Consider the following 13262-nt stretch of genomic DNA (forward strand, 5'->3'; position numbering starts at 1 on the left):
TCCTCTATAGTTCTTCTCTTAGTGCAAGTTCTTTAACAATTTGTTTGTGTCGTTTGTCTGTTAATGGATACCAAATGAAGAAGACAATCAGTGCGATTAAGCTTGCTACTGCTGGTACAACAAAGAATAAAATTTTAAGTCCTGCAATCGTTCCTGGTGTTTGCTCTACATTTGGCGTGTAACCAATTAATGTTAACGCTAAACCAGGTACAAATCCTGCAAGTGCTTGAGATACTTTTCTTGTAAAGCTGTAGCTTGAATACGTAATACCTTCAGAACGTAAACCAAATTTCCATTGACCATATTCCACAACGTCGGCAATAAATGCCCAAATAACTGTATTAGGAATAACTAAGAAAAATTGTGCAATTGTATTGATAACTAAAAACATAATGTAGTTTTCACTAAAGAATAAGAAGTTTACACTTTCAAACACGATAAATCCTGCTACACCAATCATTGCAGTTGCTTTTTTGCCCATTTTTTTACTAATTAATGTCGTTGCATATAGAGATGGTAGTAAGACAACAAAGTTTAATGTACTTACGAGACCTACTAAATTAGGTTTATCTAAAACATATTTAAAATAATACAACTGACAAGATTGAATTAAGAACATAGACATAATTGTTAATAATGTAAAAATAGCCAATGTTGCAAATGCTTCATTCTTCACTAAATTAAAGAATGCTTTTTGGTTCACACCTTTTTCTTTTGGACGTTCAATAACGTGACGTTCTTTAACACCTTTGTAGCAAACTAAGTGGAAGATGACACCAAGTATCGCCATACCAGCAACGACTACTGGATATCCAATAGCATGATTATCAAATTGAGATACCATTGGCACAACCACAATACCTGCTATAAATAATGCACTTTGTGACCCTAAGTTTCTAAATACTGATAATTGTGTTCTATCATCCGCATTCAAAGTCATAGCTGCAGATAATGAACCATACGGAATATTAACTACAGAATACGCTGCGTTAAATAATAAATATGTTGCAAATGCCCAAATGACTTTACCTGTATAACTAAAATCAGGTGCTGTAAATGATAAAACCGTTACAATTGCTAAAGGAACTGTACCGTATAAGATAAACGGTTTAAACTTCCCTTTAGGACCGATATTTCGTCTTGAATCGACGATTGTCCCTACACCTGTATCTACAAAGGCATCAAATATCTTTGCCACTAAAAATACAAGACCACCGTAAAAAGCTGAAATACCAAGAATATCTGTAAAGAACATCATTAAATAAATCTGACCCATATCGAACATCATACCGTTACCTAAGTCACCAAATCCGTATGATAACTTTTCTTTAAAACTTAATGTAGCGTCTTCGATATGATTAAATTTATGCATTTTTCGTTTTTCTCTTTTTTCAACTGTATCTCCCATAATCCCGCCTTCTTTCTATCTATTGATATCTCGATTACTTTGAATAGATGCGTAAATATTTTCTAGACTTGCATAACTAAAATCACCAAATATATTGTGTTTATAGCTCATGTTATAAATACCGAATTCAACAATTTTTTCTAAATTCCATTTCTGCATAATCCCATAAATGACACCTACGCTAAATGCATCCCCAGTTCCTAATCTATCCAAAATATCAACATCCAAAGGCTCAGTTTTTGCTAATTGATCCTTTGTAGATAGAAATCCTTGTAAGCGGTTTCTTTTATGGTTAAAAATTTTTCTTTGTACAAACGCAATATATTGAACATTGTACTTCTTATGGATTTGAGTTAAATATGGTCGTATGACATCAATATCTGCCATTCTATCTAATCCATCTTTTTGGTCGTGACCTTTGTCATCTGGCAATGCTATCGGTTCATAACCAAAAACTAAATCCACATCATATAATATGTCTGACATTTCTTTTCTGGCCGTATCAAAGTCCCATAGTGCTGCTCTAAAATTCAAGTCACAACTTACAAATAGACCTAATTCTTTCGCAACTTTGACTGCTTTTTTCAAAAATAATAATAATTCTTGATTCAATCCTGCTGTGATACCAGTAATATGAAACCAATCATGACCTTTTAAAATTGATTTGATATCATCATCTCGATGATAAAATTGACTAAATGTACTCATTTGACGATCATAAATAAGTCGATTTGCACGCTGAGCATAACCGCTTTCGATATAATATAGGCCCAATCTGCCTTCCTTTTGACTCATATGCTCAGTATTGACATTATATCGCTTTAAATTTTGAATAATTTGATTACCTAAATCATTATCAGGTACAGCACTAATCATCGACGTTTTGACACCTAATCCTGATAATCCTATCGCCACATTCATCTCTGCGCCACCGTAATTAATATTAAAGGATTGTGCTTGATTAAACGTTTGGTGATTAGGTGTACTTAAACGCATTAGAATTTCGCCAAATGTGATGAATGACATACCATCACCCTCTTATTGTTTTGAATTTTCCGACAAATTTTTCTGTGTTCTCTTTAATTACTGAATCATTTCCATCTTTTGCATTTTTCATTAATGCACTACCGATACCGACCGCAAATGCACCTTTACGATACCAATCCTCTAAATTATCTAATGACACACCACCTGATGGCATGAGTTCAATTTGAGGAATAGGTCCATGCACATTTTTAATAAAGTTAGCACCTAATAAATCACCAGGGAATAACTTCACTAAATCTACACCTGTTTCCATGGCTTGAACAATTTCTGTTACCGAACCACATCCAGGTAAATAAGGTACGGCGTAACGATTACACATTTTTGCAATCTCTGGATCAAAATGAGGACTTACCACATATTCTGCGCCATTTAAAATAGCTAATCGGGCAGTCGTACTATCTAACACCGTTCCTGCACCAATGACCACGTTTTCGTCTATTACATATTGACTTAAATGTTGAATCACTTCTTCTGCTTGTGGTGTCGTAAAGGTAATTTCAATGTTATATATGCCGCCATCAATCATATGTTCTACAGCTGCAATTGCATCTGCTTTACTTTTGCCTCTGACAACAGCAACGAGATAATTATCATGTAAACGATTTAATGTCTGCATTTTTTTCATTTACTCAGCTCCTCGCTATTTTTAATTGTTTTCTTCGCCAACCCAACTTCATTATATTTCCAATTAAAAAAACGTCAATTCAGTGTAAAAAGGTCTGAATTGACAAAAAAATAAAACCCTTTCATACAATCTTTAATAAGAGTTGGTATCAAAGGGTTTCTAAAATCTATTCAATTTTGCAGTGTATCGCAGTAATACGTAAGTTATCATGTACCAAATTACACTTAAAAAGTATCATTTAACATGATTTTTTGTAATTTTTTAAACTCTTTTATAAAATTTTGACATCAATTTTCAAAATCAGGGCCATTTTCAAAATTTTCTATGACTTGAGCTAGTGAAATCTAAAAATGAGTGATAATTTTAAAATGTAATGTAAAGGTCATAGTAAATCGTAATCCATTATTTTAAGTCACCTTTTCATTACTATAAGATTTCTTATATTCTAAGGGCGACTGTTGGTACTGTATTTTAAAACATTTTGAAAAGTAACTTTGCTGCTTGAAACCTACATAACTGGATATTTCTTCTACAGTCATGGGCGTATTAAGTAGTAAATCTCGTCCCTTTTCAACACGTAGTTGCATAATATATTGAGATAAAGACTTTCCTGTTTCTTGTTTAAATAATCTTGAAAGATAGGATGGTCCAAATTAATCTTAATATGTTGAATGACTGTGTTGATATTAGAACTATAATTTAATGATTTAACTTTTAATGCCGTTTGCGCATAATCAAATATCATCCGTTTCGTAATAATTTCTAAAGTTTCAACATCAGTAGCGTCATCAATTTCAGCTGCATAATTAGCAGATATTTCATTGATGATGAGTAAATTCACATCTGCTTTTTCAATACTTTTACGACACAGTGTGTTAAGTAGATATGCTTTATATTTATGGTTTAATAAATCATCTTTAACACGCCTAATTCCTGCAACTGAAACATTCATTACAGAAAATAAGTTGAGTGCTTCATCGACATTGCCATTTTGAATAGCAGTTAACATTTTATTCTCATTGTCATAACACATTTTAATCTTGTTAAATGTATACTCATATTGCTCTTTATCTTGCGCATGAGATTCTGTATTACGATGAAAGCTAAAATCAAGTGTCTCAACTTTATAATGTACGTTTCGATTTTTTAAATATCGTACAGTTAAATGTGCCATTTTCAATGCTTGACTGTACGGGCAAACAGGTATTTGTAATAAATATTGTTTTAATATCGATAATTTAGAATATTTAATTTGTACTTGTTGTAACATTTCGTGGCATCTTTTTTCATTTGGTCGTTGATGTAGAAATGGACCAAGTATGACTACCCGATTATATTTTCTGTATTTAAACAACAAAAAATTAACATCAAATTGATTCACATAATGATAAATACGATCGCTATTCATATTTTCTAAAAGTTTCTTTAACTCTACTTTGTATTTTTTACTTTTAGTATTTGTAAATGGCGACTTTAAGTGATTACTAATATTTTTTATATCTGATAAATCGTAATGATTTAAATCAATCATTAATAATTCAAAAGCATGTACTTTTAATACATCAAAGATTTGTTGATTTAACATAATGATCACCTTCACTTAAGACTATAAACCGAACAGAAAGGATTGAAAAACTTGAATTATTCATTAGAAAATTTTCAACCTCAACATGACTACCTTATTTGCGTAGATTCAGATGGTTGTGGCATGGATACAATGACAATCAAACATGAACGCGCATTTGGACCTGCCTTATTAGATATTTGGAATTTAGATGATATGAAAGAACAAGTTTTAGAGCGTTGGAACCAATTTAACCTATATGAAATCACACGTGGGATTAATCGATTTCAAGGTCTGGAAAAAATGCTCACAGAACTACATGAGCAAGGTCGCACTGTTGATGGCTATCATGATATTAAAGAGTGGGTCGATCATACTTCAACATTCTCAAATCCACAATTAGAACAAGATATGAAAGCGCATCCACAAAAGAAAGGACTTCGCTTAGCTTTAGACTGGTCAAACCGAGTTAACGAATTAATCGGTCGATTACCTAGTTTAGGCGCATTTGAGAATGTGCATTCAACTTTAAAACATGCACATCACGATGCTGATATTGTTATTGTATCATCTGCAAATTTAAAAGCGGTGGAAACTGAATGGACTGAACACCATCTAACACCATTTTTAACTAGTATCTTCGCACAAGAGGTAGGTACTAAAAAACATTGTATTCAACAACTTAAACAACACTATAAACCAGATCATATATTAGTTCTTGGAGATGCAAGAGGCGATTTACAAGCTGCCCAAGACAACCAAGTTTATTTCTATCCTATTTTGGCTGGAAATGAAGCAACATCTTGGTCTAACTTAGATCAAACCTACCTTAAACTATTTATCAATAATCAGTTTGATAATACTATTCAGGACCGAGTAATTCAACAATTTTATAATAATTTTGACTAAAGGAGCGTTGTTATAATGGTAAATGTAGACTTAAAAGCTAAACCCTATTATCTTGATGATCAACAAATTGAATGGGTAGAAAATACGTTATCTCAGCTCACTGACGAAGAAAAAATAGGACAATTATTTTTCAACTTATTTTCTCTAGAAGAAGATGGAGATTTTAATAATAATGACCTTACAAATAAAGATATTTTAAATCAGTATCATATAGGTGGTGCACGATACCAAGGCGGTAATAAGCATCAAGTTCAAAACCTTCTCAACGACTTACAACACAATAGTAAAGTACCGTTATTAATAGCAGCAAATTGTGATTCTGGTGGTAATGGTGCATGTAAAGATGGGACTTATATTGCCTCTGCAGCACAATGCGAAGCAGCTCAAGATACGAAAGTTGCTTATCATGCAGGCTATGTATCAGGTCGAGAATCACAAGCTTTAGGTGTTAATATCAACTTCGATCCTTGTGTAGACATTCTTCAAAACTGGCGTAATACTATCGTTAATACTCGCGCATACGGAACAACAGCTGACACTGTAATTAAATATACTAATGCTTTCATCGAAGGTTTTAATGAAACTAAAGATATGATTACTTGTATTAAACATTTCCCGGGTGATGGTACTGAAGAACGCGATCAACACCTTGTATTAGGTGTTAATGAAATGACACCTGAAGAATGGGATCAAAGTTTCCGTAAAGTGTATACCAACCATATCGATAATGGTGTAGAAATGATTATGTCTGGACATATTGCTTTGCCACATTATTCTAAAAAATTAAATCCAAAATTGCATGACGAAGATATTTTACCTGCATCATTATCTAAAGAACTTATCACAGATTTATTAAAACAAGATTTAAACTTTAATGGATTAGTTGTAACAGATGCAAGTCATATGTTAGGAATGACAGCTTCAATGAAACGTGAGGACTATGTACCGTTAGCTATCGCAGCTGGTTGTGATATGTTCTTATTCTTTAATGATATAGAAGAAGACTTCAATTTCATGCTTCAAGGTTACCGTAAAGGCGTCATTACAGAAGAACGACTTAACGATGCGGTTAAACGTATTTTAGGCCTCAAAGCTAAAATTCATTTACATGATAAACAAGCACAAAACACGTTAGAAAAAGAAGAGGCTGCATTAGATGTCATCGGTTGTGATGAACATATAGACATGCAAAAAGAAGCTGCCGATTTAGGTATTACATTAGTTAAAAACACGCTCAACCAGTTACCTATTCGTCCAGAAACACATAAAAACATCCAACTTTATGTCATTGAAGGCGAAAAAAATGGTATTTATAAATCTGATGACTCAGTGACTGATCATCTTGTAAGTATATTAGAAAATAAAGGCTTTAACGTTACAGTAAATGATGGTTCAACACGAATTAAAGGTAAAACATTAGATTACCGTGAAAGGGTAGATGCAGCATTAGTATTCGCTAATATCGTTGGATATGCTGCAGAAAATAATTACCGCATCCGTTGGTCAACTGCAATGAGTAATGAAATTCCATGGTATGTTCACGAAGTACCTACTGTTTTCACATCACTCAACTTCACTACGCATTTACACGATGCAACAATGGTAAAAGCGTATATTAATGCATATCATTCAAACAAAACAAGTTTAGAAACTGTTATAGACAAAATCATGGGTAACTCTGACTTCAAGGGTAAACCTAATGATTTAGTTTGGACTAATAAATGGCAAGCTAAGTTATAATAGCATATGATGAACCCCCATATAGCACATGTTATCTTCATGTCTATATGGGGATTTATACTTTAATAACTTACTTCAACGTTGTTACTATTACATAATTGACGATAATCGTCATATTGTATGTTTTTTCCAATTAACACGAGATAATTGGGGACTTCTTTTTCAAATGCTATTGGTGTTAATTCAAACTGATCTTGCATATATTGAACTAAATAAGTATGCGGTTCGTCTATAAATTGAATAAATCCTTTCATACGATAAATATTTGACGGTAAGGCGTCTAAATAATCTATAAACTGTAGTTTGTTACATTTCACTGGTACATCTATGTACTGATGATGAATGCCTTGATGTAGCGATTGGTGATTTGCTTTACTTTTTCTCGTCTGAATATTGTCATCGGTAGTTTGTGTAAACTTAGGCAAAGTGATTCGACCATACATCCCCACTTGAATATCCGCTTCAGGATTGATGATTTCTAATTCTTTTAATAATTGGCTCGTTACATTCACATGTGTTAAATCTATTTTATTCACAAATAAGTGAGAGCAATGGCTCAATTGTTCATAAAATAAGCCTTGGATATCTTTTGGATAAGATTTTAACGATTGATACATATGTGCATCTACAATGCCAACCATGTATGTAATCCTAGTAAATGGTGCTAAGATGGGGGTTAAACATGCATCTACAACTGCCAATGGTTCTGCTATCCCACTGCATTCAATAAAGACAATATCAGGTTGATAATCTAAATAGAGTTGATGCAATTGATCTGAAACATCTGCTTTCATTGCACAACAAATACAGCCTTCAGTGAGCTCATTTAAAGGGATCTCTTGATCGATTAATTGACCATCCACACTTTGTTTACCAAACTCATTCATAATTACTGCTGGTTGTAACCCTTGTGTCATCGCTTCGGACACGAGATGGTTCAATAATGTAGTTTTGCCACCGCCTAAAAACCCTCCTATGATTATAATCTCCATCCTAGCCACTCCTTTTAATTCATAACTGTTATAAGCTTAACAATCGTTGCAATAATGATAACCATACTTAGTGATGTCACCATTTGTTTTACTATCATTTTAAATCCTTCATTCAATCCAAGTTGTTTAAATACCATGGTCATTGTGACAGAGCATGCTGTATATGTGGAGCTCAAAAAGACTAATAACAATAGTTGTATGACAGATAATTGTTGAATGTAAGCACCTTGATGCATATTAAATAACAACATGCCATCTTTTCTAATCATGGAAAATAAGATACCTGGAGATAATTCATTTGGAATACCTAAATACATCAATATTGGCATAAATATATGTGAAATGAGCGATAAAACGGGTGTTAAGGAAATGATACTAACAATAAAACAGATTGTGATAAAGATAGGCATAGCTTGAATGACAAACATGCATATATTATTCCAAATTTGTTGACTCAATTGTCGCCCTGACGGTAAGTGAATGGTGGACTTTTTAACAGTTTGAATTGCAAAAGGGTGATGATTTGTCCTCATCCATAATCGATTATGTATGATGCCGCCCACCAATACTAATATTAAATAAGGTATAAAAAGCCAAGAATGCCCTGCTACGCTAAATATAGATAGCGTCGCTCCTATTTGGTAACTGCATGAACTTCCAAAACTAATCAAACTCATGCACTGTGTTTTGGTACAAGCATGACATTGATGGCCTGCTTGTGTAATAGCCGCAGCATTACATCCAAATCCTTCTAATAAAGGAATGATATCTTCTCCATTTAATCCAATGCGTATCATCGTCGGTTCAATTGCCCAAGTAATCCAATCCTTTAAATGGCTTTGTTCAACGATGGCTGAAGACAAACTGATTAACACCACTACAGGTAATGCCCATACAAATGAATATGTTCCTAGCGATAACACACCATAATCTCCAAAGAAAATGTGCTGCATGATACCATTTTGGAAATATTCGAATGAACCTAAAAAAGTAATGCAATGTTCGACATAATGACTTTGTAGCCAATCTGAAAAGTGATACGCCATGCCAATAGGCAATGCGAACATGAGTAATATAATCAACCAGCCAAGTACCATTTGTAAGATATTAGGTGTTTGATTTTTGCGCTCTTTCTGAAATTGCTCAAGTTGTTGAATAACGTAGTGACTATATTGAGAACTAGACACTACACTTTCCATTAAAGATATATCCAATTTATTCCTGATAATCGTTGATTTCAATAATGCCTTTTCTGCAGATGTCAGTCTTGATATATGCTGAAGTGTTAAAAGATGTGTGTCTTCTGGAATTGGATCATAATAACCCCGTTTTAAATCATATTTCACTTCTAACATGAACATGCCACATCACAACAAGTATAATCATCTAAGTACATTTGATTCATTTGATATGATTCTATCATTTGATGATTGACCGGTAAGCCTTCCCTCTGTGCAAGCTCATGTGCTAATACAGCAAATCGTGCTCTGAATTTATAGATATAACATAACTTGGCATGATTATTTTCAACTGTAGCACCTATTAAGAAAATATTAGGATAGCGTGTCGACTCATCTTGAAGCGTTAATTTCACATCTTGCTTTGTCGTTTCGAATAATTCTTGAACGATAGGGTTTTGTGTTACATCAAATCCGGTAGCAAGAATAGGTTCATTCACAGTTTGTACTTCATGACCATTTTCAAAATAAATAATGTACCTACCGTCTTGAAAGTTAATATCTGAAACACTATAATGCACATTCATTTCTATCAACGCACCTTGTTGAATTGCTTGGCTTAGGCGTTGGTGTGTATAAGGTGACAACCTTACACTAGGATCAGCGTCCTCATCATTAAGGCTCGTCGTACGTGTATACAACGAAATGGTAGATTGATTTTTAGCTAATTGAATCGCAGCATCAAATCCACTTTCATTACCACCAATCACAACATAGTCTCCCTTATCGAATTCGTTGAAGTCAGTCACCTCACTATAATGAATACCATACTTAAATGGTTTGTTAGGAAATTGAAAATCACCAGTCGCTACAAAAATATAATCTGCCGTGTAATCACCTTGAGTTGTCTTGATGAAATATAGACCCTCTTCCATAGAGACTTGCGTTACAGCAGTGTGAGTTTGAATACTGATACCATAGTGATAAGCCACAACTTCTAAATATTTCGCATACGTTTCCCCAGATACATGTTCCTGGTTAAAAGTGAACGCAGGTGACGTCTCTTTAGAAATAGCATTCATATCTGGCATACCAAATCCATTAGATGTAAACGATGGCGTAATGGTACGAGTTGACTTAGGCCATTGTTTAAATGATGAACCTATCTCTTCTTTTTCTAATATTAAACAATCATCTATACCAAAATCTTTCAATGTGATAGCCATGCCGATACCCGCAGCACCTGCGCCAATAATGACTACCTTTCGATGTTGTTGCATTATTAAACACTTCCTTGAGATATTTATCTTTAGGTTTTAAATCGAAATAATTACGATTTATAAATTATAGACCTATTCTATTAAAAATTCAATACGTCTCTCAATTCTTTTATGATTAATGAACATAAATAACCCAATACTAAATCCACTAGTAAAGTAAATTTAGTATTGGGTGATATTATTTGTAGACGTTTTTCAGTTATTTAATTCAAATGAATCATCGTATTAATATGAGATAATTGATTCTCCGTGTCACTATGACTTAAATTGATAAAATACATTTGTTGCCATTGTTGTGTTTTTAGAGCAGTTACATTTAAATCCGTTTCCCAATCTGGATAAACACGAAATGCCATTTTCCCTTTGTGATGATTATCAGTTAAAATGCCATGATTTAACAGTGTTTCTTTATCGAAAATAAATATGCCTTTACGTGTTTGATCGTTTACATAAATCATTAAATAATCACTCATTTTGTCAAAATGTAATGGGGTATTTTGATGATTAGCATCTTTTTCCCACAAAGTGACAAAGTAACCCTTTTTCTTTGGGGTCTTTTTAGCCAAACGGCTCTTGAAACGATATTCAAATAATTTAAATTCCAATGCTTCATATTCGTGGTTCCACGGTTCTCGTTCAACTGTATCCAAAATGGCGGTCTGATATATTCGTTCTAATTCATTTAATATCACTACAGATTGAAGTGATTTAAGATTTTTTACCATGTGATTGACCCTCATTCTGTTTATTCATTTCATTGCTTTTATAAAGTAAATACCCTGCGTTTATTATTGCCACAATAGCAAATGCAATAGCTAAAATTAAATGATTATCAATCACACCTAAAGCAACAAAAAACATTAACAATATATTTAATAGATTAGAAATCATAAACCCTTTATTTTCCATTTTTAAAACCCCTTTGTTCTATTAATCATTCATAAATAATAATGCCCTTGTCAGTAGTTTCAATTTCTGAGTTTTTTGGAGTTTGAATCATTTTAAGAACCCAATAAAAGTCTCCAACACAACTACCAGCATGTAATGTAGCCAAAATAAAAAAGAAAAACTTTGGTAATATACCTAAATAAAGCGTAGTAATTAATATCACTGTTATAATTATAAATCGTGCGATAGCACTAATTAGAAAAGTCATAGGTGTAAATTGTCCACCAGGTATAGCACAATAAATCATTCCACTAGAATATCCAAAATGAACTTTGTGTCTAGGTGAAAATATTTTGAAAAAAACACCGTGAATACATTCGTGAATTGTAAAAATTAAGAAATATAAAATAATAAAAAGTACAATATTACCTATAATTGATTGAAATATATATACAGTATTAGTACTTCTCTCTATAATCCAAAAAATAATACCAAAACCAATAAATAATAAAATCATGTATTGAGAAAACTGTTTCATTAATTTAGGATTATCTAAAATATCAATGCGTTGCATGAAACCACCTCTTTTGAATATATTTATATTTCGTTGATATATGTAATATACAATATATATGTCATTTTGACAAATATACTTGTCAAAATGACGTTTATCATATACATTAATGTTAAGGAGTTGATCAACTTGAGAAATCGACTTAAAGAATTACGAGCAAGAGATGGATATAATCAAACTCAATTAGCTAAGAAAGCTGGTATATCAAGACAAACCGTCTCTTTGATAGAACGTAATGACTTCACACCTTCTATACTTACAGCTATGAAAATCGCTCGTATATTTAATGAACCCGTAGAAAGTATCTTTATCATCGAGGAGGAAGATTTATGAAAGTAGGACGCTATCTATTACTTATGATTATAGGTGGAATTATAGGTGGATTAATCGTTGAACTTTTTGACATTATTAATCAATACAACTTATTCTCTAAGTTTCATTTTAAAAGTAGCATGTTAATTATTAGTATTACCTTAATAACAACATTTTTTAATATCTTTCTTACGTTATTATTATTAAAATACCAAAAAGATTCACTTCGTTTGAAATCAAAATCGATAGAATTTGAGGATGAAGACATTGCTGATACATATGAGCGTAAAGCAAATTTAAAATATCTATCTGTCAGTTTTATATTCTATCTAGAAATACTAATAAGTTTTTTAACAATCTTTATACTAGCACTAGGCAATATTTCAGATAAATACTTATTTCTATCTATTCTTCCATTTATAGTTACAGCCATTCCTGCTATTATGATAGGATTATTTGTTAGAAAATTTGATGATCGTTACCCAAAAATGGGGGAAGAAAAATATACAGAAAAAATAATTGAAATTATGGACGAAGGTGAACGCCATATCAACTTTCTTACCATTTACAAACAATTTTTTATGAATATCGGACTACTCCTTATTAGTGTGATGTTTTTAGGTATATACTCAATCATTTCTAAATCAAATCAATCTGTAGGAATAATTATTCTTATCATTTTATTTATCTATAATGCCTTTGGTTATCTATCAAAAGTTCGTAAATTTTATAAATCTTAAATCCA

General features: G+C 32.4%; 13 protein-coding genes and 1 pseudogene. 4 read left to right on the forward strand and 10 right to left on the reverse strand.

Translation table 11 applies throughout. The annotated features are described in order from the left end of the window. Window positions 1-4: 4 nt before the first annotated feature. From ACZ267_RS06340 to ACZ267_RS06355, 4 genes and pseudogenes are all read right to left on the reverse strand, one after another. Window positions 5-1408, reverse strand: coding sequence for a glycoside-pentoside-hexuronide (GPH):cation symporter (locus tag ACZ267_RS06340; protein WP_015365410.1), 1404 nt, complete (start codon window positions 1406-1408; stop codon window positions 5-7). A gap of 15 nt (window positions 1409-1423) precedes the next feature. Then, window positions 1424-2434, reverse strand: a complete 1011-nt coding sequence (locus ACZ267_RS06345) for a sugar kinase (protein WP_015365411.1) — start codon at window positions 2432-2434, stop codon at window positions 1424-1426. 4 nt (window positions 2435-2438) lie between these two features. Continuing rightward, the gene (locus ACZ267_RS06350) at window positions 2439-3080 is read right to left on the reverse strand and encodes a bifunctional 2-keto-4-hydroxyglutarate aldolase/2-keto-3-deoxy-6-phosphogluconate aldolase (protein WP_002466311.1); all 642 of its coding nucleotides are present in this window, start codon (window positions 3078-3080) and stop codon (window positions 2439-2441) included. Window positions 3081-3487: 407 nt separating this feature from the next. Next, window positions 3488-4665, reverse strand: a pseudogene (locus ACZ267_RS06355) (AraC family transcriptional regulator). A gap of 51 nt (window positions 4666-4716) precedes the next feature. Here ACZ267_RS06355 and ACZ267_RS06360 point away from each other — a divergent pair. Then, window positions 4717-5553: an HAD family hydrolase gene (locus tag ACZ267_RS06360; RefSeq protein WP_015365412.1), complete on the forward strand. Its 837-nt coding sequence runs from the start codon at window positions 4717-4719 to the stop codon at window positions 5551-5553. 15 nt (window positions 5554-5568) lie between these two features. Next, window positions 5569-7293: a glycoside hydrolase family 3 N-terminal domain-containing protein gene (locus ACZ267_RS06365; protein ID WP_002466326.1), complete on the forward strand. Its 1725-nt coding sequence runs from the start codon at window positions 5569-5571 to the stop codon at window positions 7291-7293. 62 nt (window positions 7294-7355) lie between these two features. Here the strand turns inward: ACZ267_RS06365 and ACZ267_RS06370 are convergent, their stop codons facing one another. The 6 genes from ACZ267_RS06370 to ACZ267_RS06395 form a co-directional block, all read right to left on the reverse strand. Further along, window positions 7356-8285 carry a CobW family GTP-binding protein gene (locus ACZ267_RS06370; protein ID WP_015365414.1) on the reverse strand — a complete coding sequence of 310 codons (930 nt, stop codon included), beginning with the start codon at window positions 8283-8285 and terminating at the stop codon, window positions 7356-7358. A 14-nt stretch (window positions 8286-8299) separates the two neighbouring features. Next, window positions 8300-9640, reverse strand: coding sequence for a nucleoside recognition domain-containing protein (locus ACZ267_RS06375; RefSeq protein ID WP_002466338.1), 1341 nt, complete (start codon window positions 9638-9640; stop codon window positions 8300-8302). Continuing rightward, the gene (locus tag ACZ267_RS06380; protein ID WP_079449089.1) at window positions 9634-10743 is read right to left on the reverse strand and encodes an NAD(P)/FAD-dependent oxidoreductase; all 1110 of its coding nucleotides are present in this window, start codon (window positions 10741-10743) and stop codon (window positions 9634-9636) included. The genes ACZ267_RS06375 and ACZ267_RS06380 overlap by 7 nt, the downstream gene beginning before the upstream one ends. A gap of 203 nt (window positions 10744-10946) precedes the next feature. After that, complete coding sequence (locus ACZ267_RS06385) at window positions 10947-11468, reverse strand: MepB family protein (RefSeq protein WP_002466336.1); 522 nt, start codon at window positions 11466-11468, stop codon at window positions 10947-10949. Next, window positions 11452-11652, reverse strand: a complete 201-nt coding sequence (locus ACZ267_RS06390) for a hypothetical protein (RefSeq protein ID WP_015365415.1) — start codon at window positions 11650-11652, stop codon at window positions 11452-11454. Before ACZ267_RS06390 ends, ACZ267_RS06385 begins: the two co-directional genes overlap by 17 nt. Before the next feature lie 25 nt (window positions 11653-11677). Next, window positions 11678-12205, reverse strand: coding sequence for a DUF3267 domain-containing protein (locus tag ACZ267_RS06395; RefSeq protein ID WP_002466340.1), 528 nt, complete (start codon window positions 12203-12205; stop codon window positions 11678-11680). A 129-nt stretch (window positions 12206-12334) separates the two neighbouring features. On the opposite strand from ACZ267_RS06395, the gene ACZ267_RS06400 reads away from it, so the two are divergent. Both ACZ267_RS06400 and ACZ267_RS06405 read left to right on the forward strand, forming a co-directional pair. After that, window positions 12335-12538 carry a helix-turn-helix transcriptional regulator gene (locus ACZ267_RS06400; protein ID WP_002466337.1) on the forward strand — a complete coding sequence of 68 codons (204 nt, stop codon included), beginning with the start codon at window positions 12335-12337 and terminating at the stop codon, window positions 12536-12538. Next, window positions 12535-13257 (forward strand): DUF3169 family protein, encoded by a 723-nt coding sequence (locus ACZ267_RS06405; RefSeq protein ID WP_002466345.1) that lies wholly within the window; start codon window positions 12535-12537, stop codon window positions 13255-13257. The genes ACZ267_RS06400 and ACZ267_RS06405 overlap by 4 nt, the downstream gene beginning before the upstream one ends. The last annotated feature ends 5 nt before the right edge of the window (window positions 13258-13262 follow it).

The organism is Staphylococcus sp. AC872 (genome assembly GCF_979255425.1).

Coding starts and splice junctions, on each gene's coding strand:
- ACZ267_RS06390 (WP_015365415.1), bottom strand. CDS start 11,652: ATGGAAAATAAAGGGTTTATGATTTCTAATCTATTAAATATATTGTTA.
- ACZ267_RS06345 (WP_015365411.1), bottom strand. CDS start 2,434: ATGTCATTCATCACATTTGGCGAAATTCTAATGCGTTTAAGTACACCT.
- ACZ267_RS06380 (WP_079449089.1), bottom strand. CDS start 10,743: ATGCAACAACATCGAAAGGTAGTCATTATTGGCGCAGGTGCTGCGGGT.
- ACZ267_RS06350 (WP_002466311.1), bottom strand. CDS start 3,080: ATGAAAAAAATGCAGACATTAAATCGTTTACATGATAATTATCTCGTT.
- ACZ267_RS06395 (WP_002466340.1), bottom strand. CDS start 12,205: ATGCAACGCATTGATATTTTAGATAATCCTAAATTAATGAAACAGTTT.
- ACZ267_RS06370 (WP_015365414.1), bottom strand. CDS start 8,285: ATGGAGATTATAATCATAGGAGGGTTTTTAGGCGGTGGCAAAACTACA.
- ACZ267_RS06405 (WP_002466345.1), top strand. CDS start 12,535: ATGAAAGTAGGACGCTATCTATTACTTATGATTATAGGTGGAATTATA.
- ACZ267_RS06375 (WP_002466338.1), bottom strand. CDS start 9,640: ATGTTAGAAGTGAAATATGATTTAAAACGGGGTTATTATGATCCAATT.
- ACZ267_RS06385 (WP_002466336.1), bottom strand. CDS start 11,468: ATGGTAAAAAATCTTAAATCACTTCAATCTGTAGTGATATTAAATGAA.
- ACZ267_RS06365 (WP_002466326.1), top strand. CDS start 5,569: ATGGTAAATGTAGACTTAAAAGCTAAACCCTATTATCTTGATGATCAA.
- ACZ267_RS06340 (WP_015365410.1), bottom strand. CDS start 1,408: ATGGGAGATACAGTTGAAAAAAGAGAAAAACGAAAAATGCATAAATTT.